Source organism: Streptomyces lushanensis (assembly GCF_001700515.1).
GTDB classification, from domain to species: domain Bacteria; phylum Actinomycetota; class Actinomycetes; order Streptomycetales; family Streptomycetaceae; genus Streptomyces; species Streptomyces lushanensis.
On the sequence record NZ_MAUD01000082.1, the window covers coordinates 1 to 21,797 of the forward strand.

At 72.0% G+C, this 21,797-nt stretch carries 21 protein-coding genes; 5 read left to right on the forward strand and 16 right to left on the reverse strand.

The genetic code is table 11. The features are described from left to right. The 4 genes from modA to BFF77_RS07515 form a co-directional block, all read right to left on the reverse strand. Positions 1-756: molybdate ABC transporter substrate-binding protein (modA, locus tag BFF77_RS07500; protein WP_066945259.1), on the reverse strand; the 756-nt coding region annotated here is incomplete at its 3' end. 183 nt (positions 757-939) lie between these two features. Beyond that, positions 940-1,335 (reverse strand): TOBE domain-containing protein, encoded by a 396-nt coding sequence (locus BFF77_RS07505; RefSeq protein WP_066945261.1) that lies wholly within the window; start codon positions 1,333-1,335, stop codon positions 940-942. A 71-nt stretch (positions 1,336-1,406) separates the two neighbouring features. Beyond that, positions 1,407-2,597: a methyltransferase gene (locus tag BFF77_RS07510; protein WP_066945264.1), complete on the reverse strand. Its 1,191-nt coding sequence runs from the start codon at positions 2,595-2,597 to the stop codon at positions 1,407-1,409. A 61-nt stretch (positions 2,598-2,658) separates the two neighbouring features. Continuing rightward, positions 2,659-3,465, reverse strand: a complete 807-nt coding sequence (locus BFF77_RS07515; RefSeq protein ID WP_169922628.1) for a TetR/AcrR family transcriptional regulator — start codon at positions 3,463-3,465, stop codon at positions 2,659-2,661. 219 nt (positions 3,466-3,684) lie between these two features. On the opposite strand from BFF77_RS07515, the gene BFF77_RS07520 reads away from it, so the two are divergent. Continuing rightward, entirely contained in the window at positions 3,685-5,082 is a 1,398-nt protein-coding gene (locus tag BFF77_RS07520; RefSeq protein WP_066945267.1) for a DUF2252 domain-containing protein, read from the forward strand. Here the strand turns inward: BFF77_RS07520 and BFF77_RS07525 are convergent. Next, positions 5,016-5,597 (reverse strand): hypothetical protein, encoded by a 582-nt coding sequence (locus BFF77_RS07525; protein ID WP_066945269.1) that lies wholly within the window; start codon positions 5,595-5,597, stop codon positions 5,016-5,018. The two genes, BFF77_RS07520 and BFF77_RS07525, sit on opposite strands and share 67 nt — an antisense overlap. Before the next feature lie 46 nt (positions 5,598-5,643). Continuing rightward, entirely contained in the window at positions 5,644-6,390 is a 747-nt protein-coding gene (locus tag BFF77_RS07530) for a DUF4118 domain-containing protein (RefSeq protein ID WP_066945271.1), read from the reverse strand. Between the two features lie 265 nt (positions 6,391-6,655). Between BFF77_RS07530 and BFF77_RS07535 the strand changes: the two genes are divergently transcribed. Further along, positions 6,656-7,171, forward strand: coding sequence for a GNAT family N-acetyltransferase (locus BFF77_RS07535; protein ID WP_066945316.1), 516 nt, complete (start codon positions 6,656-6,658; stop codon positions 7,169-7,171). Between the two features lie 24 nt (positions 7,172-7,195). Here BFF77_RS07535 and BFF77_RS07540 read toward each other — a convergent pair whose 3' ends face one another. The 4 genes from BFF77_RS07540 to fdh all read right to left on the reverse strand — a co-directional run bounded on the left by BFF77_RS07540 (position 7,196) and on the right by fdh (position 12,761). Continuing rightward, a complete protein-coding gene (locus BFF77_RS07540) occupies positions 7,196-7,483 on the reverse strand; it encodes a hypothetical protein (protein ID WP_066945274.1) in 288 nt (95 codons plus the stop codon). 84 nt (positions 7,484-7,567) lie between these two features. Further along, positions 7,568-8,488, reverse strand: coding sequence for an NrfD/PsrC family molybdoenzyme membrane anchor subunit (gene nrfD, locus BFF77_RS07545; RefSeq protein WP_066945319.1), 921 nt, complete (start codon positions 8,486-8,488; stop codon positions 7,568-7,570). Positions 8,489-8,580: 92 nt separating this feature from the next. Next, positions 8,581-9,504: a 4Fe-4S dicluster domain-containing protein gene (locus BFF77_RS07550; RefSeq protein WP_066945277.1), complete on the reverse strand. Its 924-nt coding sequence runs from the start codon at positions 9,502-9,504 to the stop codon at positions 8,581-8,583. Further along, a complete protein-coding gene (gene fdh / locus BFF77_RS07555; RefSeq protein ID WP_066945280.1) occupies positions 9,501-12,761 on the reverse strand; it encodes a formate dehydrogenase in 3,261 nt (1,086 codons plus the stop codon). Before fdh ends, BFF77_RS07550 begins: the two co-directional genes overlap by 4 nt. Before the next feature lie 754 nt (positions 12,762-13,515). Here fdh and BFF77_RS07560 point away from each other — a divergent pair. Both BFF77_RS07560 and BFF77_RS07565 read left to right on the forward strand, forming a co-directional pair. Further along, the gene (locus BFF77_RS07560) at positions 13,516-14,172 is read left to right on the forward strand and encodes an LAETG motif-containing sortase-dependent surface protein (RefSeq protein ID WP_169922629.1); all 657 of its coding nucleotides are present in this window, start codon (positions 13,516-13,518) and stop codon (positions 14,170-14,172) included. Between the two features lie 322 nt (positions 14,173-14,494). Beyond that, positions 14,495-15,601 (forward strand): PHP domain-containing protein, encoded by a 1,107-nt coding sequence (locus tag BFF77_RS07565; protein ID WP_066945283.1) that lies wholly within the window; start codon positions 14,495-14,497, stop codon positions 15,599-15,601. A 47-nt stretch (positions 15,602-15,648) separates the two neighbouring features. Here the strand turns inward: BFF77_RS07565 and BFF77_RS07570 are convergent, their stop codons facing one another. The 4 genes from BFF77_RS07570 to BFF77_RS07585 all read right to left on the reverse strand — a co-directional run bounded on the left by BFF77_RS07570 (position 15,649) and on the right by BFF77_RS07585 (position 19,189). After that, positions 15,649-16,323 carry an HAD family hydrolase gene (locus BFF77_RS07570; RefSeq protein WP_066945287.1) on the reverse strand — a complete coding sequence of 225 codons (675 nt, stop codon included), beginning with the start codon at positions 16,321-16,323 and terminating at the stop codon, positions 15,649-15,651. 159 nt (positions 16,324-16,482) lie between these two features. Then, positions 16,483-17,211 (reverse strand): SRPBCC family protein, encoded by a 729-nt coding sequence (locus tag BFF77_RS07575; protein WP_066945290.1) that lies wholly within the window; start codon positions 17,209-17,211, stop codon positions 16,483-16,485. Between the two features lie 118 nt (positions 17,212-17,329). Continuing rightward, positions 17,330-18,019: an ArsR/SmtB family transcription factor gene (locus BFF77_RS07580; RefSeq protein ID WP_066945293.1), complete on the reverse strand. Its 690-nt coding sequence runs from the start codon at positions 18,017-18,019 to the stop codon at positions 17,330-17,332. A 105-nt stretch (positions 18,020-18,124) separates the two neighbouring features. Further along, complete coding sequence (locus BFF77_RS07585; RefSeq protein ID WP_066945295.1) at positions 18,125-19,189, reverse strand: NAD(+)/NADH kinase; 1,065 nt, start codon at positions 19,187-19,189, stop codon at positions 18,125-18,127. Between the two features lie 312 nt (positions 19,190-19,501). Here BFF77_RS07585 and BFF77_RS07590 point away from each other — a divergent pair, with 312 nt between their 5' ends. Further along, entirely contained in the window at positions 19,502-20,473 is a 972-nt protein-coding gene (locus tag BFF77_RS07590; protein ID WP_342671208.1) for a DUF2382 domain-containing protein, read from the forward strand. A gap of 201 nt (positions 20,474-20,674) precedes the next feature. On the opposite strand, the gene BFF77_RS32940 is transcribed toward BFF77_RS07590, so the two are convergent. Together BFF77_RS32940 and BFF77_RS07600 are read right to left on the reverse strand one after the other, a co-directional pair. Continuing rightward, positions 20,675-21,097: a cupredoxin domain-containing protein gene (locus tag BFF77_RS32940; protein WP_079124921.1), complete on the reverse strand. Its 423-nt coding sequence runs from the start codon at positions 21,095-21,097 to the stop codon at positions 20,675-20,677. Positions 21,098-21,131: 34 nt separating this feature from the next. After that, positions 21,132-21,758, reverse strand: coding sequence for a COG4315 family predicted lipoprotein (locus BFF77_RS07600; protein WP_066945301.1), 627 nt, complete (start codon positions 21,756-21,758; stop codon positions 21,132-21,134). Between the last annotated feature and the right edge of the window lie 39 nt (positions 21,759-21,797).

Genomic DNA, 21,797 nt, shown 5'->3' on the forward strand with positions numbered 1-21,797 from the left:
GACGTCCGGGCACAGCGCCGCCGCGGCGGCGCTGTGCCCGGACGTCTTGAGGGTGGCGGCCGGGTACTCGGCGATGGCGTTCTGCGCGTCGGGGATCTCCACGGCGTCGACCTTGTCGGGTGCGGAGTCGGCGTCGGTCTTGTAGACGATGCCCGCGTCGGCCTCGCCGAGCTCCACCTTGCTCAGTACGGCGCGGACGTTCGGCTCCTCGGAGACCGGCTTCACGGTGACGCCCTGCGCTTCGAGGACCTGACGGCTGTACCGGCCCACCGGGACGTCGGGCGCGGCGAGGACGACCTTCAGCTTGGGATCGGCGAGGTCCTTCAGATTCCCGACCTTGTCGGGATTGCCCTCGACGGTGGCGATCACCAGCCGGTTCTTCGCGATGACCGTCGGCGTGCCGGTGTCGCCCTTCAGCCCGTCCATGGTCTTGGTGTCGGCGGTGACCAGCGCGTCGGCCGGGGCGCCCTGCTCGACCTGGGCGGCGAGTTCCTGCGAGCCGGCGAAGGAGAACGTCACCTTCGTGCCGGGATTCTCCTTCTCGTACGCGGCGCCCGCCGTCTCGAAGACATCGGTCAGCGACGAGGCGGCGAGCACGGTCAGGTCCGCCTTCGGCGCGGCGCTCGCCGACGGGTCGGCCGTGGGGGCGGACTCCTCCTTGACGTCGTCACCGCCGCCGCACGCGGTCAGCGGCAGGAGAAGGGCGGCGGACACGAGCGCGGTGGCGGCGCGGCGCCGGGTGAGTGCGAAGGACATGAGGGGACTCCTTTGCGGTACGGGCCCGGAAGGGCACGCGAGCGGACGGGCCGACGGCGGCGGCCCGTGCGGTGCGGTGGCTCGTGCGGGGCGATCGCTCGTGTGGTGCGGTGGCTCGTGGAGCAGGGCACGTCACAGCGGGCCGGGGCCCGTGAGCGGTGACGGCCCGACGGACCACATCGGTCAGGCGCGGTCGATGTGCACGCTCGTGGACTTCACCCGGGCCGTCGCCTCCATGCCGACTTCGAGCCCGAGCTCCTCGACGGCCTCCCTGGTGAGCAGGGAGACAAGTCGGTGCGGTCCCGCCTGGATCTCCACCTGTGCCGCGACATCGCCGAGGGTGACGGCGGTGACGATGCCCGGGAACGCGTTGCGCGCCGAGGTGTACGAGACGTCGTCCTCGCCGCTGCCGCCCTGCGCGACCTCGACGGAGAACGCCGCGAGCGCGCGGCCGTCGATCAGACGGCGACCGCCGTCGTCACGATGGGTCGCGACCCGGCCGGCGTCGGCCCAGCGGCGCGCGGTGTCGGGGCTCACCCCGAGAAGCCGGGCCGCCTGACCGATCGTGTAGGACTGCATGTGCGACAAGATAGGCCGCTCGCCCTCGCATCTACAAGCCTTGAAGCCGTCCCCTCTGGCAGATGCGAGGCTCAGCGCTTGACGGCCCGCAGGATCACGAACTTGGGATCGCTCGTCACGGTCTCGCAGTTGCCGAAGAGCCGTCTCAGCTTGATGTGGTAGCCGAGATGACGGTTGCCGACGATCCACAGCTCGCCGCCGGGCCGCAGCGCGGCACGCGACCCGGTGAACATCCGCCAGGCCGTCGCGTCGGTCGTCGCCTGGTGGGAGTGGAACGGCGGATTGTTCAGCACCAGATCGGCCGTCCCCGCCGGCATGTCCGAGAGACCGTCACCGAGCAGGAAGTCCGCGGGGGCGGCGGCGTCGACGTTCTCGCGGAAGGTGGCCTCGGCCGAGGCCACCGCCGAGAACGACTCGTCGACGAAGGTCACCCGGGCCGCCGGATTCTCCAGCGCCGCCGCCGTGCCGATCACACCGTTGCCGCAGCCGAGGTCGACCACGTGCTCGGGACCGTGGCGGCGCGGGAGGTTGCGCAGCAGGAAGCGGGTGCCGATGTCGAGCCGTTCCGCGCAGAAGATCCCCGCGTGGTTGACGACGGTCCGGCCCGAGACCGCGCCGAGCCCCTCGGGCAGCGCGTAGCTGTGCGGCCAGGGGCTGGGTGCGCCGGTCCGGTCCGCCGCCGGTTCGCAGAGGATCAGCCGCGCCTTGCGCACCGCGAGCGAGGTCCTGGTCGGTCCGAGGATCTGCTCGAAGAGCCGCAGTGTGGAGGTGTGGATCTCGGTGACCCGGCCCGTACCGATGACGACGGTTCCCGGGTGCACGGCCGGTGCGAGCCGGTGCAGCTGGTCCTCCAGCAGCGCCAGGCTCTTGGGGACCCGGATCAGCAGCACGTCGATCCGGTCGGGCGGGGTGTCCCTGACGGACCGCAGCCGCACCGCCTCCGTGTCGGCGCCGCCGCGCCGCAGATTGGCACGGGTCGCCCGCTGGGTGAGATACGAGTCGGTGATCTGCACGAGAGGCTCCGCGCGGAGCTGATCGAGCCTGCGGACGGCGAGCGCGGTGGTAAGGGCGCCCCACCGGTCGCCCAGGACGACCACGGTGCCCGAGAGGTCCGTCGGGCCGGTGCCGGTGTCGGTGTCGGTCCCCGCGAGATGCCGCAGCAGATACTCGTCCGCGGTGTCCCACGCGCGTAGCGTGTCGCGCGGCAGTTCGGGGAATCGGGTGAGGCCGAACTCGCCCCAGGGTGTCGTCAAACGGTTCATCGTGCTCTCAGGCTAGCCGCCTCGGCGCAGCGGCCATGACACGAGGATCATGCGCCGCCGGTCACCCGGTCCGCGCCGGACCTCGCGGGACGTCCTGGTGGGAGGGGGTGTCCGGCGGGATCCCGAGGGTGGCGAGGGCGTGGTGGACCAGTTCGTCGGCCAGCCGCCGCCGGGAGAGCGAGCCGCTGTCGCGGGCCCAGTGCGCCATCAGTTCGTTGACGGCCCCGATGAGGGCCACCATGGCGAGTGTGTGGTCGCGCCGTACGGCCTCGCCCCGCCCGACGGCCCGTTCCGCCTCGCCGGTGAGGAAGCCGGCCCACAGACCGCGCCACAGGAGCCGGTGATCGTCCAGGGCCTTCCCGGCTCCGACGACCTCGATGAACGCCGTCCGGGCGGCCGCGGGATCGGCGGTCACGGCGTCGACGTAGGCGCGGGTCAGGGCCGTGATCCGGTCGCGGGTGCTCGCGCTCTCCGCCGCCGGATCGCTGAGCACCGTCAGGACCGCTTCCATACCGGCGCGGGCGACGTCGTTGTGGAGCGCGATCAGCACCGCCTCGCGGCTCTCGAACTCCTCGTAGAAGGCACGGATCGAGACATGGGCCCCGGCGCAGATCCGCTCGATGGAGGTGGCCGCGTACCCACGGGTGGTGAACAGGCCGAGCGCGGTGGTGAGCAGCCGTTCACGGCGCTGGGCCCGTCGGTCCTGTCCCAGGTCGGCCGGCCGGTCCGTGCCCGGTGGCCGATGGCCGGTCCCGTACGCGCGATCGGCCCGCCGTGCCCGCGCGCTCCGGTCCGTACGGTCCGACGGGCCGCCCGCACGAGGTGTGCCCGTGCGAGCCGACGGCGTGTCTGCGGATTCCCGGCCCATGTCCATCCGACCTCCCGAATCACCGTACGGACGCGCGGTGTTGTCGCCGGTAAGGGCGCTTGTCGAGCATGCCACGCAGAGCACCCCCACAGGTACGGTTCGGCATTTGTCAGGACCACCCGAATGCGCCTCCCGCCGGGCCGCCCGCGCGCCGGGACGGAATGCTCGTGCTCAGCAACCGTGCCGCGGCACCCACCACCGGAGCGAGAGGGGCCTCTCATGTTCACCCCCGCCGACCGGGCGGCACGCGGCAGGGCCGCGCGCAGAGAGGCGTCGCGCTCCTCGCACGGGCTGTGGATACCGGCGGCCGACCGGCTCGATCCGCTCATGTCACTGGCCCGGCAGAGCGCCACCCGCGTGCCCGAACTGCTGCCCCTGCGGTACGAGCGGATGGCCGCTTCCCCGTATGCCTTTCTGCGCGGCGCCGCCGCCGTGATGGCCGCCGATCTGGCCACCCAGCCGCGCTCGGGGCTGACCGTGCAGCTCTGCGGCGACGCCCAGCTGCTGAACTTCGGTGCCTTCGCCTCGTCCGACCGCGCCCTGCTCTTTGATGTCGACGACTTCGACGAGACCCATCCGGGGCCCTTCGAATGGGATGTGAAACGGCTCGCGGTGAGCATCGCGGTGGCCGCCCGCGACAACGGGCAGTCGGACACCGAGGCCCGCGCCGCGGTCCACGCGGCGGCCGAGGCTTACCGCACCTCGATGCACCGGCTGGCCGGTCTCGGTGAACTCGACGTCTGGTACGAGCACATCGACACCGCCGACATACTGCCGCTCGTGCGCTCGGGCCGGCGCGAACGCCTCGGTCCCGGCCTGCCGCCCGCCCGGCCGCGCACCACCCTGCGGGCGCTGGAGGAGCTGACCGATCTGGCGGACGGCCGGCGCAGGATCGCTCCCGACCCGCCGCTGCTCGAACCGGTCGGGCGGCTCGACATGGCCATGCTGCGCCGTATCTTCATCGGCTACCGGTCCACGCTCCCGGAGGAACGGCGGACGCTGCTCGACCGGTACCGCTTCGTGGACGCGGCCCGCAAGGTGGTGGGCGTCGCCGGTGTCGGTCTGCGCTGCCATGTCGTGCTGCTGGCGGGACGTGACACCGACGATCTGCTCATCCTCCAGATCAAGGAGGCCGAGCGGTCCGTCCTGGAGCCTCATCTCCAGCCGAGCGGCTACGCCCATCAGGGCCACCGCATTGTCGCGGGACAGCGGCTGCTCCAGACGGGAGGCGATCTCTTCCTCGGCTGGGTCACCGGCCCCGAGGGCCGTCACTTCTACTGGCGCCAGCTGCGTGACACCAAGGCGTCCCTCACGATCGACGACCTGTCGCCGTCGCTGCTGTACGACCAGGCGTGGCTGTGCGGCCGGGCCCTGGCACGTACGCACGCGCGCTCGGGCGACCGGATCGCCATCGCCCACTATCTCGGCACCAATGACATCTTCGACCGTGCCCTGGCCGATTTCTCGCTGCGCTACGCGGACCGGAACGCGGCCGATCACGCGGCGCTCGCCTCGGCGGTCCTGGCGGGCCGTATCCCGGCCGGGCACCGTTACGAGGAACGGCGTACCGGATTGACGGCGTCGAACAGGACCACACCGCGCTCGGCGCTCAGATGAAACGTTCCGTCGTACTCGCCCCGGGTCACCGCGGCGTCGAAGTCCGCGCTGGTCCGCCAGTCGCCGTCGGCCGGCAGCTCGGACAGCAGCGCCTCCGGCACCGAGGACGGCGGCTGAGACGTCTTCCAGGAGTACCGCTCGGAGATCGCGGCGACCGCGGCGGCGGACAGGGACGCCACACCCGTGAGTCGCACGTCCGAGGGGCCCGGGACCCCGGATCGGCCGTCGTTGAGGACGTCCGACACCCAGGAGGTCCCGCTGATGTCGCCGAACTCGGGGAACCGGTCCTGGATGGGCCTCCGGTCGTGCCGTACGGCGCCCGGAGGGCTCTCGCTCGCCCGCGCCCGCCCCCCGGAGCCCTCCACCGAGGTGTCCGCGGCGCCCGCGCAACCGCTCACCACGACGACGGCGACGACGCCCGCCACCGCGCGGCCGAGAAACCCGGCCCGTGTCCGCGCGGCCCGGCCTCCGCCGGGCCGCCGGTGGGGCACCGCACCGTCCTGATCCCGCGCCATGGCTCTCCCCCTGGTCTTCGCGCACGCCGGGCGGGCCCAACGTAACTCATCGGTCCAGGACCGGGCCCACGGTGTCGAGCGCGGCGCCCGCGTCCTCGGCCAGTGTCACCGCGACCTGGCGCACCTGACGGGTGGGGACGAGGCCGGGGCTGGGGCGGAGCATGAAGCGGCCCAGATAGCGGCCGTGGCCGGAGACCCTGATCTCGGTCTCGCCGCCCGGCCAGCCCAGCCGTTCCAGGTCCCAGGGCCGGCCGTCCACGGCGACCGTGCCGTCCTGGAGCAGCCGGGCCGGATGGCCGAGCAGGGTGCCGTACTCGAAGCGGCAGCCGCGCAGCCGCAGGATCTCGACGAGATGGCGGCTGACCTGGTCCACCACGGCGTCGGGAGAACCGGTGGAACGGGCGAGCGCGGCGGTGTCGTGGATCCGGGCGAGCAGGCCCGAGTCCACCACGGTCAGCACCCGCAGCCGGCGGGCCCGCACGGCCAGTTGCGACACGGCCAGGCCCACGGCCACCAGCAGGACGGCCGTCGTGATGTCGTTCGGGTCGGCGATGGTGAGGCGCTCGAAGGGCCGGGCGAGGAAGAAGTCGAACCACACCGCCGCGGAGAGCGCGGCGAGCGCGCCGGCGACACGGTTGCCCAGGGCCGACACCGCCACGATCACCACGACCAGGACCAGCGCCAGGTTGGTGCCCGCCAGATGCGTACGGAAGGGCACCAGCAGCAGCGCGACCAGCAGAGGCGCCGCGAGGGCCGCGGCCAGGGCGGCACGGTCACGGAGCGGGTATGTCATGGTCCACCTCGCCGTACCTCGTCCATGGGGCGTGCCCCGCGAAGAGCCGTCCCGGGCTCCCCCGCCGTGGCGGAGCCCGTCCCTCCAGCCTCCACCCGCGCGGGCCCGGCGCGCACGGCACACCGGCGGCCTTGACGTGCCTCTGCCGTCGGCCCCGGGTCTCTTGACGCGCTCTTGACGGCCCGGTGGCCTCCGGACGTACGGCACCAGGTGGTCCGGTGAACCGGCTGTGGCCGGGACACCGCGCGTGATACGTCTCCATGTCATGGATGATCTTGTGACGGAACGGCTCCTGCTCCACCCGCTGAGTCTGGTGGAGGCCGAGCGTGTCGCGGCCGGCGAGCCCGAGGACGGTGACCGCTGGGCACCCGGCTATCCCGCGGACGGTGACATGGTGGGCGCCAGGCGCTATCTGACGACCTGTGCGATCACGGGCGACCCCCGGCCCTTCGGCGCGTACGAGATCCGTCTGCGCGAGGACGGCCGCGCGATCGGCGGCCTCGGCTTCCACGGCGCGCCCGACGAGGATCTCGGTGTCACGATCGGCTACGGGCTGATCCCGTCGGCGCACGGCAGGGGATATGCCTCCGAGGCCGTGCGCGCGCTGCTGGGTTTCGCCCGCGCCCGCGGCATCACCTCCGTACAGGGCGACACCGACCATGACAACACCGCGTCCCAGCGCGTCATGGCCGCGGTCGGAATGAGGCTCGTCGCGCAGGACGAGCGGCTGAAGTACTACCGCATCGACTTCGAGCGGGCCGACGACCGACGGGCCGGGTGATCACCTGGCCCGTCCGGTCGGCGCTCACCCGCGACGCGGGGCGTTCGTACGGCGCCGTGCGGAAGACCCCGAGGAGTATCTCTCGGAGGAGGACCGGTCCGAGGACCATCGGTCGGAGGACCTGTCCATGGCCCTGTCGGGGACGCTGTCCATGCCGCCGCCGTCGTCCTCCCCCTCACCCTCGGGCAGGGGCGGCAGTTCGACGGTGTAGCGCGGCTCCAGGAAGATGCCGTGGTGCTGCGGAAGCGCGTTCTGCGCGGACGCGGCGGACGGTCCCCGCGGCGGTTCCTGGCGGGACGGTGAAGAAGGCATGCACAACCGTTCGGAGAGTCGAGCGGTCGCGCGGCCCGAATGCCGATCGACCCGCTGGAGAGGTGTCTACCTCATCCGTCGCCGTCATGCACAACCCGCCGCTCCCCGGAGGCCCTCACGGTCCTTCGCGGCCCGCTGCGGGCGCACGGTGTACGCGGGGTCCTCGGCCGAGGCGACACCGGCCGCGAAGACACCGAACCGCGTACAGGCCGAGCCCGCGAGCAGCATGACGCCGCTGCCCACGGCCACCGTACGGCTGCGCCGCCCGTAGAGGGCCGCGCCCGCCGCGCCGGCCACCGTGAGCACCCGGGCGGCCCGCAGCAGCCGTCCCGCGCGGCCCTCGCGGTAGGTCTCCGCGACCATTCCGAGCCGTCGCTCGGCCGCCGACATGGTGGAGATCTCACCCGCCGCCGCCAGCACGGCGGCGCACCGGGCGGGACCGCTCTCGCACGACGGCGCGAGGACGAGCGCCATCCCCGACGCGGCGGCCGTCGCCGAGGCGACGAAGACATAGGGCAGTTCCCGGTGGACCCCGTGCCAGGCCGGTACGGCGGTGTCGGCGGCGAGCACCGCCGTGTACGCGGCCACGGCGGGCCCGAGCACGGCCGCCGCGCCGGTGGCGGCCACTCCGGCCCTGGGCAGCCGGCCGGTGGCGGCACAGAGCGCGGCGGCGCCCGCGCAGGGCCCGTAGGCGGAGAGCAGCCAGGAGCCGACGCTCATCGGCGAGGTCGGTTTGACGACCCGCAGCATGTTCGCGAACCGGCCCGGCCGCCCGAGGTCGTTCACGAGCGCGGCGGCCGAGAGCGTGATCGCGGCGAGCGAGGAGAGCTTCATCACCGTCGCCGTGGCCGTACGGCCCGTCAGGTGCGCGCCCGCGGCCAGCACGGAGCCCGCGCCCGCGAGTCCGCCGAGAAAGAAGTAGCCCGCGATGTCACGGGCCGACCAGCCGGGCGCCTTGATGACGGGCCGTCCGTAGTACGAGTCGAAGGTGGCCCGGGGCACCATCGGCTCCTCGCCGTTCCGCCCGCGCCGGCGGGCGTTCGGGGTCCTCCCGGACGTCCCCCCGGCAGCGGCCGTCACGTCGTCCGTCCGCCTCTTCACGCCCGTCCCCTCCTTCCGGTGCGCGTCCTTCCGGTGCGCGCGGGGAGCGCGCTCAGCGCGAACGACAGCGCGAAGCCGCCCATCAGCGAGAGCGCGGCCGTCGCCGCGTGCCGCCACATCACCGGCAGATCGCGGGTGGTGACCACCGGGGCGGGCGGCAGCCCGTAGACCTCGGGCTCGTCCAGGAGCAGGAAGAACGCCCCGTCGCCGCCCACCCCGTCCTGCGGGTCGTGCCCGTACAGCCGGGCATCGGTGACGCCCTCCTTGTGCAGTTGGTCGACCCGCAGCGCGGCCCGCTCACGCAGTTCGTCGAGCTCGCCGAACTGGATGGACTCGGTCGGGCACGCCTTGGCGCAGGCGGGCTCCAGTCCGGCGCCCAGCCGGTCGTAGCACATCGTGCACTTGAAGGCCCTGCCGTCCGAGGGCCGCTGCTCGATCACACCGTACGGACACGCGGGGACGCAGTATCCGCAGCCGTTGCAGATGTCGTCCTGCACGACGACCGTGCCGAACTCCGTGCGGAAGAGCGAGCCGGTGGGACAGACGTCCAGGCAGGCGGCGTGGGTGCAGTGTTTGCAGACGTCCGACGACATGAGCCATCGCACCTCCCCGCCGCCCGTCCCGCCGCCCGACACGAGCGGCAGCCGCGTACGCCCTCCGCCCGTCGGCACGGACTGCTCGACGAAGGCCACATGCCGCCAGGTGGAGGCGCCGAGGCCCTGGGTGTTGTCGTAGGACATCCCGGTGAACGCCATTCCGTCCTCGGGGATCGCGTTCCACTCCTTGCAGGCCACCTCGCACGCCTTGCAGCCGATGCAGACCGAGGTGTCGGTGAAGAATCCGACGCGCGGCGGCGCGTTCTCATGGCCCGCGTCCCGCGCGGGATCGTGTTCCGGTCCACTGAGCAGATGGTGCGTCACGTCCGCGTCTCCGTTCCGGTCTGTGCGGTGATACCGGCCCGCCTGCGGTACGCGTCGACGAACCGGGGCAGCTCGGGGCCCCGGGGACGGCGGCCCGCGACGATGTCCGCCGTCAGGGCCTTGTCCTCCTGGATGTGCGCGTTGGGATCGAGGGCGATGGCCACCAGTTCGTTGGCCGCGTCGCCGGTGGAGACGCCGTTGGGCCCCCAGTGGAACGGCAGCCCGATCTGGTGGACCGTACGCCCGTGCACCGTCAGCGGTCTGATCCGCCCGGTCACCATCACACGGGCCTCGATGGCGTTGCGCGCGGTCACGATGGTGGCCCAGCCGCCGTGCCGGAGTCCGCGCTCGGCGGCAAGTGCCGGGGAGATCTCGCAGAAGAACTCCGGCTGGAGTTCGGCGAGATAGGGCGACCAGCGGCTCATCCCGCCGGCCGTGAAGTGCTCGGTGAGCCGGTGGGTGGTGACGATGTACGGATAGACGTCGGCGCCCGGCCGGTCGCCGCTGGGGTGGAACCGGTTGCCCTCGCGGGTGAGCAGCCGCCGTACGGGAGAGCGTGCGACGGCCGGATACAGCGCGTTGGCGAACGGCGAGTCCTGCGGCTCGTAGTGCGTGGGCAGCGGCCCGTCCTCCAGCCCGTTGGGCGCGAACAGCCAGCCCTTGCCGTCCGCCTGCATGATGAAGGGATCGTCGCCGCGCAGCGCGTCGGGCCCGGTCGCGCCGTCCGGCGGTACGTGGTCCGGGGCGCGGTCGACGATGAAGTCGGGGACGTCGTGGCCGGTCCACCGTCCCCGCGCGCCGTCCCACCAGACATACGCCTTGCGCGCGCTCCAGGGAGTGCCGTCGGGCGCGGCGGACGCCCGGTTGTAGAGGATGCGGCGGTTGGCGGGCCAGGCCCAGGCCCACTCCGCGGCGACCCAGTCCTGCTCGGTGTGCGGTCTGCGGCGGGCGGCCAGGTTGACGCCGTCCGCGTACACCCCGCAGTAGATCCAGCAGCCGCACCGCGTCGAGCCGTCGTCCTTCAGTTCGGTGTACGCGCTCAGCGGTGAACCGTCGGCGGCCTGCCCGTTGATCTCGGCGAGCACGGCTTCGGCGACCGGGTCGTCGTAGGGACCCTCCACGGGGTAGTCCCACGTCAGATCCTGTACGGGCCGGTCCATCGGATCGGTGGAACCGGCCAGCTTCGCCTTGACGCGCTTGCCGAGGTGGTACATGAACCACAGATCGCTGCGGGCGTCGCCCGCGGGTTCGACGGCCGCGTGGTGCCACTGGAGCCAGCGGTTGGTGTTGGTGAAGGAGCCGGACTTCTCGGTGTGCGCGGCGGCCGGGAAGAAGAAGACCTCGGTGCCGATCGACTCCGTGCGCAGCTCGCCGGTCTCGATCTCGGGACCGTCCTGCCACCAGGTCGCGGACTCGATCAGCGAGAAGTCCCGCACGACCAGCCACTCCAGATTGGCCATGCCGAGGCGCTGGAGACGGGTGTTGGCCGAGCCGACGGCCGGGTTCTCGCCCATCAGGAAGTAGCCCTTGCAGACACCGTCGAGCTGGGCGACGACCGTCTCGTAGGTGGAGTGCGAGCCGGTCAGCCGGGGCAGGTGGTCGTAGCAGAAGTCGTTCCCGGCGGTGGCCGCGTCACCGTAGTACGCCTTGAGCAGGCTGACGAAGTACGCCCGCGCGTCGCCCCAGAAGCCCTTGTCCGTACGGCTCGCGTCGATGTAGGACGCCAGGTCCCGGTGGGCGTGGGCGTGCGGCATCGGCAGATAGCCGGGAAGGAGGTTGAAGAGCGTGGGGATGTCGCTGGAGCCCTGGATGGAGGCGTGGCCGCGCAGTGCCTGGATACCGCCGCCGGTGCGGCCGACATTGCCGAGCAGGAGCTGAAGCACACTGGCCGCGCGGATGTACTGCGAACCGACCGAATGCTGGGTCCAGCCCACGGCGTAGACGAAGGCACTGGTCCGCTCGCGGCCCGAGTTGGCGGTCAGGGCGTCGCACACACGCGCGAAGGTCTCACGGGGGATGCCGCAGGTCTCCTCCACCAGTTCGGGGGTGTAGCGCGCGTAGTGCCGCCGGAGGATCTGGTAGACACAGCGCGGATGCCGGAGCGTCTCGTCGCGCGCGGGCCGGGCGTCGGCCCTGGCACCGCCGCAACCGTGCGACTCCGCCTGGCCGGCCTCATGGACCCGGGCCTCGGCGTGCCGGTCTCCGCGCTCCCGCTTCTGCCGCTCCGGCCGGCCGGCCGCGTCCGCGCCCTCGTACTGCCAGCTCGTGCGGTCGTAGTGGCCCAGCTCCTCGTCGAGACCGGAGAAGACCCCGCCGAGATCCTCGGTGTCCCGGAAGTCCTCGCTCACGAGCGTGGCCGCGTTGGTGTAGGCGAGCACGTACTCCCGGAAGTCCTTCTCCTCGGTGAGCACATGGTTGATCAGCGCGCCGAGGAAGGCGATGTCACTGCCCGCGCGGATCGGTACGTGCAGATCGGCGACCGCGCTGGTACGGGTGAAACGCGGATCCACGTGGATGACCAGGGCACCGCGCGCCTTCGCCTCCATGACCCACTGGAAGCCGACCGGGTGCGCCTCCGCGTAGTTGGAGCCCTGGATGACGATGCAGTCCGCGTGCTGAAGGTCCTGCATGAACGTGGTGGACCCGCCTCGCCCGAACGAGGTACCGAGACCGGCCACGGTGGAGCTGTGGCAGACCCGGGCCTGGTTCTCGACCTGGACCACGCCCAGACCGGTCAGCAGCTTCTTGATGAGGTAGTTCTCCTCGTTGTCCAGGGTGGCCCCGCCGAGGCTCGCGATGCCGAGCGTGCGGGCGGTGCGCACCCCCTCGTGTTCCCACTCCCAGGTACGGCGGCGGGTCTCGACCACCCGTTCCGCGACCATGTCCATGGCCGTCTCCAGATCGAGCGGTTCCCACCGCGTGGCGTACGGACGCCGGTGGAGGACCTGATGGCGGCGGGACGGGCCGGTGGTGAGCTGGAGCGTCGCCGAGCCCTTGGGACAGAGCCGGCCGCGGCTGACCGGGGAGTCGGGATCTCCCTCGATCTGTACGACACGGTCGTCCTTGACGTAGACCTGCTGACCGCAGCCGACGGCGCAGTACGGGCAGATGGACTTGACGACCCGGTCGGCGGTCCCGGTACGCGCTCCGAGCGCCTCCGTACGGGAGGACATCGCGGCCCGGCCGCGCCCGAGCGGGTCGGAACCGGTGAACTGGCGGCGGACGGGCCAGTCGTGGATCAGTCTGCGGACACCCATCGCTTCCTCCAGCGTCTGCGGCCCGGGCCCCGGCTTCGCGGGAAGGCGCTCCCCCAGATTCACCCGGCGCGCCGTGGTCGGCGACCGGTCGGGATGTCAGGGAGCCCTCCGCGTCCGTGAAGCGGCGGCGGGAGCCGCGCGTCGCACAGACGCCGCGCTCCACGGCCGCGGCGACCATCGCCTGTGTGGCCGCCGTCCAAGTGGGCGACGGGAGGCACCGCCGACCGCCGCACCGGGTGGCGCTCCGTACCGGTCCCGACACCCTGGAGATCTGTACGGCCTTACTGCGTGTGCCGGGCGGAACACTCACGGACCTCGCCAAGGAGCCGCGCGGGTGCGGGAGCAGATCCATTTCCCCCCGCGCGCATTCCGAAATCAGGCCGCCGCGCTGGCGTGAATCGCTCGCTCTCGCGGCAACGAGAAACTCGGGCGCGTTAATTGACGCAAACTTTGCCCAATGCGCAATGGTACGTACAGCATTCGGGGAAGCGCACTCGCCCCCACCGTCCAAAACCCGGCGGAAATGGGCGTCATCAGCGATGACACTCCGATCAGGCCCGCCGGACCCGATGTGATCACGCCATCCCGGCCTGCCCCATTCGCCCGGTGCGTGAACCACCATCCCCCCTCCCACCAGGGAGATGAGGTGCGGGGAGAGGCCGAGTTGGGTGGGGCGGTTGATGAGGTCATGGCCGATGGCGGTACTGTGCGCCCGCGCCGTCATCGTGGGCGGCGCGGTTATTCGGAGGAATCTGTGACTCTATTCAGCGGATCATGGCGGCGCAGAGGCGCCCTCATAACAGCTGCGACGGCGGGTGCGCTCGCGGTCGGTCTGTCGGCCGCTCCGGCGTTCGCGCACACGCCGACCTGGTCGGTGACGTGCTCCGAGGTGAGCCTCGATCTCACCGCCTACGGCAACAGCGACAAGAACACCGTGACGGTCACCGTGGACGGCAAGGACCTGCTGCCCACGGAGAACTTCCAGAACGAGTTCCACAAGAAGCTCACGCTTCCGGACCACTCGGCCGAGCTGACCGTCCGGCTCGTGGTCAAGGCCGCCGACGGCGAGCGTTACAACGTCGACGACCAGAAGACCGCCCCGGTCTGCGAGGGAACCAGCCCGTCGCCTTCGGAGTCGGAGTCCACGACTCCGCCGCCGGCGGAGAGCCCCTCCTCGGAGACCCCGTCGGAGGAGACTCCGTCGGAGGCCGCTCCCGCCACGCCGACCGAGGAGCCCACCAGCTCCGAGGACGCGCTTCCCTCGTCGCAGCCGAGCCCCGCCGGGGACAACCTCGCCGAGACGGGTTCTTCGAGCGCCACGCCGATGATCGCCGGAGCCGCCGCTGTCGTGGTGGTCGCCGGAGCGGGCATCATGTGGGCCGCGCGCAAGCGTCGTACCGTTCAGAACTGACCTGACGCTCCACGCACCACCCCGCCGCCACGCCGGCAGCCGTCCTCTTCCTTTCGCCGCCAACACCCGGCGGCCCGGACGGCGCCCGTCCGGCCGAGAGGCATGGAACGGCCGACAGCCGCCCACCAGGCACTGCCTGGGGCGCGTCGCCCGTAATCCTTACGGCGGGAGGCGTGCGCGTCGTCGCACCGCGCCACGGTGAACGACGAGCAACGGTCCAGGCAGGCCCCGCGGCACATCCCCCGTCTGCGGGGCCTCGCCATGCACGGCGCCGGAACGGCACGGACAATGGGCGGAACGCGACCGACACGCTGGGGGCGCCATGGATCCGGTGGAGGCTCTCGACAGGATCGCCTTTCTGCTGGAGCGCTCACTGGCCGAGACCTACCGGGTACGGGCCTTCCGCACCGCCGCCGAGGCGGTGGCGGAGATGTCTCCCGACGAGGTCGCACGGCGCGCCGCGAGCGGCACGCTGGGCCGGGTGCGGGGCATCGGCCCCAAGACGGCACAGGTCGTCGAGGAAGCGGTCGCGGGTGCCGTCCCCGGCTATCTGGCACGGCTGGAGCGGGAGGCCGGAGTACCGCTCGCCGACCACGGGCACGCCCTGCGCGCCGCGCTGCGCGGCGACTGCCATCTCCACTCGGACTGGTCGGACGGCGCCGGCTCCGTCGAGGCGATGGGACGGACGGCCGCGGCGCTCGGCCATGAGTGGGCCGTGCTCACGGACCACTCCCCCAGGCTCACCGTCGCACGGGGTCTGACGGCCGGGCGGCTGCGTGAACAGCTTGAGGTGATCGCGGAGCTGAACGAGCGGTGGGCACCGTTCCGGCTGCTCACCGGGATCGAGTGCGACATCCTGCCGGACGGTTCGCTGGACCAGGAGCGGGAACTGCTCGACCGGCTCGATCTGGTGGTCGCGTCGGTGCACTCGAAGCTCCGGATGGACTCCGCTCCGATGACCGCGCGGATGATCACGGCCGTGCGCGATCCGCTCACCGATGTCCTCGGGCACTGCACCGGACGGCTGCTGACGGCGCGCCGGGGAACGGGCCGCCGGGACCGGCGCGAGGGCGGCAGGCCCGAGTCGGAGTTCGACGCGGAGGCGGTGTTCGCCGCCTGCGCCGAATCCGGGACGGCGGTGGAGATCAACAGCCGCCCGGAACGGCTCGACCCGCCTCGCCGGCTGCTGCGCGAGGCGGTCGCGGCCGGCGTCCTCTTCGCGGTCGACACGGACGCCCACGCGCCGGGGCAGCTCGACTGGCAGCTCCTCGGATGCGCGCGGGCGCAGGAGTGCGGCGTACCGGCGGAACGGGTCGTCAACACCTGGACGGCCGAGGGGCTGCGGGAATGGACACGGACCCGGAAGGCCCCGTCCCGCGAGGCCGGTTCCCCGGAGGCCCGGTCCCGGGAGAACGGGCCCCCGGAGTGAGGGCGGTCAGCGGTCCGGGGCGGGCCGCGGCGGCTCGCGCGTGGCGCTCAGCGACCGTCCAGGTCCGCGAACAGGCTCGTGTCGAGACGGGCCAGCAGCGCGGTCGGGTCCTCGTAGACGGCCGTGGCGCCCGCGGACTCCAGCGCGGTGCGCGGAATACCGCCCGACAGCAGGGCGACACCGCGGACCCCGGCTCTGGACGCCGCCTCCATGTCCCAGACGGTGTCTCCGACGAACACCGCCCGCTCGGCGGTCGTCCCGGCCAGTTCCAGCGCCCGGTGCACCGGGTCGGGCGCGGGCTTGCCCACGGCGGCGCCGTTCGAGCCGACCGCGGCGGTGATGACCTCGTCGGCGTCGAGCGCCCGGCGCAGCGCGGTCAGTTCGGCCTCTCCGGCCGAGGTGGCGAGGACGACCCGCCAGCCGCGGTCGTCCAGTGACCGCAGCAGATCACCCGCGCCCTCCAGGGCGGGCAGCCGGTCGAAGTAGGTCGCGTACAGCGTGGTGTGCGCGGCGCTGATCACGGCGTCCTGATCGCGGTCCCGGTCGTCGCCGAGCAGACGCGCGACGAGTTCACCGGCGCCCAGCCCGATCGAGTGGTGGATCCCGGACATCGGCACCGTGTGACCGGCCTGGCGGAACGCCTCCCACCAGCAGGTCACATGGAGGTGATTGGTGTCGACGAGGGTTCCGTCGACATCGAACAATGCCGCGCGCGTGGCCATGGGTGTCGCTCCCGTTCGCTCAGGGCCCCAGGGCCCCGGGCCTGGAGCAGCGCCTCGATCATGCCGTCTCTCCCGGCCGCGACGGCCTCATCCCGTACCGCGTCGGCGCGTCTTCGGCGTCAGCTCCGGACAGGAACCGGGCGAGGACTCCGTCGGGACCTACGCGAAGACTCCGTCGAGCCAGTTCCGCCACGCGCCCTCGATCCGCTTGGCGTCGGCGCCGGGAGCGAAGTCGTGCACGCTGATCCCGACCGGCGCGCCGAAGTGGTTCCTGCCGAAGAGCCGGTACATCGCCGTCTCGGTGCGCAGCCCCACGAAGTACGGATTCCGGTAGTCGAGGACGGCGTCCACGCCGCCCTCACCCGGCACCTCGACGCGCACGGTGGCGCCCTCGGCCGCGTCGTCGGGCAGTCCGAGTCCCCGGCTCGCCACCTCGAACGCGCCCGGTGCGCCGGAGGCCGCGGGGCCGTCGGTGCCCGCGAAGGTGACGGGCCGCCCGGCGAAGTGCAGCAGATACTGACGCAGGGTGTGCAGATAGAAGTCGGTGTGCTTGTTCGCGCCGTCGTACTGGTTGTCCCAGTCCTCGACGAGGATGCCGCTGTGCACGTAGCGCACCCAGGAACCGCCGCCCTCACGGGGCTCGATGCGATGGTCCAGCTGGTTCAGTGTCTGCTGGTCGATGCCCTCCGTGTTCTCGGTCCTGGCGGTCAGCCGCCGCTGCGGTTCCCACGCGGTGATGGTGCCGCCGTACGGTGCCGCGCCGCCTTCGCGGGCCTCGTACTCCATGGGCCACAGCCAGCCCCCGGTACCCGTGGTGATCGCTTCCCAGACCTGCTCGGGACTCGCGTCGACCTCGAACTCGCGGACGATCTCGAATTCCTTGGACATGATGTGGTGACTCCTCAGACGCGCGGGCGCGCGCGGACGTTGTGCTGAATGCCGCATACCGAAAGGGCTCGGACAGGACAGGACGACAGGGACGGGCGGACGAGCCGGCGAGGTCCCTTCATGAGGCCTCCTCGATGGAGGCCGGGCCGGTGGTCACCGGCGCGGCGCCGTCCGGCGGCGCGCCGGCGCCCGAGGTCACGGAGCCGCCCTCCGTCACGGAGGCGGCCGGTTTGACGGTGGGGTGGAGCGCCACGACGATCCGGTGGTCACGGCCGGAATCGGCGTGCTCGTCGTGGTACTTGGCGATCAGCGCGCCGACGCCACGCGTCAGCTCCTCCACGAACGCGGCGCGGTCGGCCGCGGAGCCGAAGCGCACCTCGCCGTCGAGCGCGTAGGTCGCCAGTCCTTTGCGGGCCTTCGTCGCTCCGGTGATCAGGGCGCCCACGTCCCGCACGAGCCGGGCCGCGACCGCGAGCAGCCAGCGCGCGGAGAGCTGGTCGCGGAAGCGGCCCGGGTCGGGCTGCACCGCGGCCAGGGCGAGCGGCGAGATGACGTACGAGGCCGCCGTGGCCCGCATCAGCCGCTCGGTGACATTGCCCTTCCTGCGCTCACCGGCCAGCTCGACCAGTCCGTGCCGCTCCAGTGCCTTCAGGTGGTAGTTGACCTTCTGCCGGGGCAGCCCGACCCGCCCGGCGAGCATCGTCGCCGACGCGGGTCCGGCGGCCAGCTCGGCGAGCAGCCGGGCCCTCATAGGATCCAGCGAGACGGCTGCCGCCGCCGCGTCCTCGATCACGGTCACGTCCAACATGGCTCCATCCTAGCTACCGACAATATTTTTTGTCCAGAGCCATTCAGTTGTCGGTAGGCGGTGGCGCCGCACCCGGCCGCACCCCTCGGGCCTCGGGCGGACGGCTCAGGAGTGCGACGGAGGAGGCGGCAGCCGCAGATGGGCCAGGTCGGCCGGAACCGGGCTGTCGGGCCGGAAGAGCGGCGAGGACTCCCCGTCGGCGGCGGTGGCGGGCGCGTCGGCGAGCCGGAAGCGCTCGCGCAGCCTGGTGTAGAAGTCGGTGGGCCCCAGCCGGATCAGCCGCAGCCGGTACTCCGCCCCGTACACACCGACCCAGTCCCCCGGATCCAGCACTCCGCGGAGCTGGCCGTCGATGCTCAGCGCCGCCTCGCCCGAGTGCGGCAGCACCCGTACCGCCACCGGCTCGTCGGGAGCGGCCACGACCGTGCGGTCGAAGGTCATGTGCGGCGCCACCGGCGTGAAGACCACGGCGTCCATGTGCGGTGAGAGCACCGGACCGCCGGCCGCGAAGCTGTACGCGGTCGAGCCGGTGGGAGTGGCCACGATGACACCGTCCGCGGAGTACGAGGCGAGGAGCCGGCCCGCGATGTAGATGCCCAGATTGACCTGCCGGTCCCGGGCGAGCTTCTCCAGTACGACATCGTTGACGGCGATGATGTCCAGGGCCACGCCCCAGCCCTCGCCCTCCGTGGTGTCGGGACGGACGTGCAGGGGCGGCAGCGCGGGACCGCGTCCGTAGCGGAGCAGCGCCTCCACGTCCGACGGCATCTCCAGCGCGCGCGAGGCCCGCATGGTGAGCGTCATCCGCTCCTCGATCGCGGCGCGCCCCTCGTGGACGGCGTCCAGCGCACGGGTGACCTTGTCGGCCGGGACCTCCGTCAGAAAGCCGACACGGCCCAGATCGACCCCGAGCACGGCGGCGCCGTTCTCGGCCGCGATCCGCGCGCCGCGCAGAAAGGTCCCGTCGCCGCCGAGAGTGACGACGAGGTCGGGGTTGCCCGCCGAGAACGCCTCCTCCTGGCTGTCGTGGCGCGGTTCGTGCGCCTTCCAGACATCGATCTCCTTGTAGGGGATCCCGCGCGTGTCGCACCAGCCGTAGACGGCGCGGGCCGCCTCGACGGCCTCGGAGCGGCCGTGGTGGACGACGAGACCGATACGTTTCACAGCCATGTTCGCGCTCTCCGTACTCCGCACCCCACGAATCCGTACCTCCAGTGCGGCGCTCGTCCGCCGGTCCGGCGCCCGTCCGCCGGAAGAAAACCGATCAATTACCTAATATTCACCCGAATGGCGGATATCCGGAACCGGGGGCCATCCGCCGTGACCGCTGCTCGGACGGCGGACCGGGCTGAAACGGCGTGTGGCCCCGGGTCTCCCCCGGTTGCCACCGGTGCCGGACGGAGGCGCGATGGAGTCGTGCGCGCCTGACCGTGAGGGGCCAATCCCGCAGACGCGCTTCCCCCACGCGAGGAGTGATCGCTGATGTCAGCCGATGGCGTGTTCAACGACCCCAGCAGGCTCACGGGGCTGCCCGTGTACGACAAGGACGGCGACAAGATCGGCAACGTCGGCCAGGTCTATGTGGGCGACCGTACGGGCCGCCCGGAGTGGGTGACCGTGAAGACCGGTCTGTTCGGTATGAACGAGAGCCTCGTCCCGCTCACCGGCGCCCGTCGCGCCGGGGAGGACATCCATGTCCCTTACGCCAAGGAGACCGTCAAGGAAGCACCGCGGCTGGCGGCCGACGAGCATCTCGACCCGGGCCAGGAGAAGCAGCTCTACGAGCACTACGGCCTGGCCACCACGGGTTCCGGTCTCGGCATGGCCGAGAGCGCGAGCGCCCCGGCCGCGACGGCGGGGACGCGGACGGGGACCGGCGCGGAGGCGGGGGCGGGCTCCGGCACGGGTATGGCCGCGGGAGCGGGAGCCGGTATGTCCGCCGGTGCCGGTATACCGGCGGAGCCCGCCGCGGGAGGCCGGGGACGGCCCGTGGCGGGAGTGCGCGGAGCGGGGTCCGCCGAGGGCAAGGAGGCCCGGGGCGAGGAACTCATCCGGTCCGAGGAGCAGCTCCACATCAGCACCGAGGAGCACGAGATCGGTCACGCGCGGCTGCGCAAGGTCGTCGTCACCGAGAGCGTGAGCACGTCCGTTCCTCTCAGTCATGAGGAGGTCCGCGTCATCCACGAGGCGATCGCGCCCGAGGACCGTTCGCGTATGGGCCGCTCCCCCATCAGCGAGGCCCAGACCGAGGTGACTCTGCACGCCGAGCAGCCGGTGATCAGCAAGGAGACCATTCCCGTCGAGCGGGTGCGGATGGAGACGGAGAAGGTCACCGAGCAGAAGGAGGTCTCGGCCGACGTCCGCAAGGAACGGATCGAGTACGACACCGACCAGACCGGCCGGCCGGACCGGACGGACCAGGACTTCGGCGGCAAGCGCGGCCCGCGGCACTGAGACGCAGCCGCGGCTCCTGACCGGACGACCGACTGACTCCTGACCGACCGTGTGCCCCCGCCCCCGCGCCCCGCGTGGCCGGCGGGGGCCAGGCGTGTCCGGGCGGCGGGCGGTGATGACGAAGTCGGCGGTGGTGGTGACGAGCGCGGTCGTCGGTGGTCGTGACGAGCGCCGGCGGTGACGAGGGCGGCGGTGGCGGAGTCAGCGCACCGTGAGCACGCCCTTCATGAACGGGTGGATGGTGCAGATGTACGGGTACACACCGGCCTTGGCGGGGGCGGTGAAGGTGACGGTCCTGCCCGCGTCGACGGTCCCCGAGTCGAAGGCCCTGCCGCTGGTCGCGGTCACGGTGTGCGCGCTGTTGTCCTTGTTGGTCACGGTGATCCTCGCGCCCGGTGCCACGGTCAGGGTCTCGGGCATGAAGGCGAAGTCGTCGATGGTGACCTCATCGGTGACCTGATCCTGTCCACCGTCGGACGGGGAGGCCCGGCCCGGGGAAGGCCTGGTGGAGCCGGCGGACTTGCCGCCGCCGCTGCTGCTGGAACAGCCGACCAGGGCGGTCACGCAGACGGCGGCAAGTGTCGCGGCCAGGGCCGCCCTGCCGGTGCCGTGCGGGAGCGGCATGGCTTCTCCGAGCTGTCGGGCCCATGGACAGCGGTCAGTAGTCGCTGGAGGTGGCGGTGGGGCTGGCGCTCTCACTCGCGCTCGCGCTCGGGCTGGTGCTGGAGACCGGTGTGGTGATCGCCTTGCCCGCGGTGTCGACGACGTACCACTTCGCGCCGAAGGCGGTCAGGCCCTGGCCGTTGGTCTCGCCGGGCTTCTTGTCGCCCTCGAACCGGTACAGCGGGTGGTTGTTGTACGTGACCTGCTTGGTGCCGTCGCTGCGGGTCGTGGTGGAGATCAGGTTCGCCTTCACACCGCCGGTGCCGGCCTTGGGCGACGCGCCGCTGGTCTCGAGTCCGGGAGGCCAGGCCTTCGCGCAGCCGTCCTTGCAGGTCGACTCCTTGGTCTTGTCGGCCTCGAAGAGGTAGAGCGTACGACCCTTGTCGTCCACCAGGATCGTCCCGAGCGGCCCCTTCTTGGCGGAGATCGTGCCCACCTCGTCGGACGGGTTCGCCGACGGGCTCACTGTTCCGGACGGGGTGGTCGGGGCCGCCGCGAAGTCCGCAGGTGCCTCGGCCCGGGACTCGGAACCGCTGTCGCCGTTGTCCGAGCATCCGACGAGCGCCGCGGCGCACAGCACGGCGGCTGCCACGGCGGTGGCTGTCCTGGTGTTGCTCCTCATGAAGGCTCCTCAGATCCGGCCGCCCCAGGGGCAGCACTC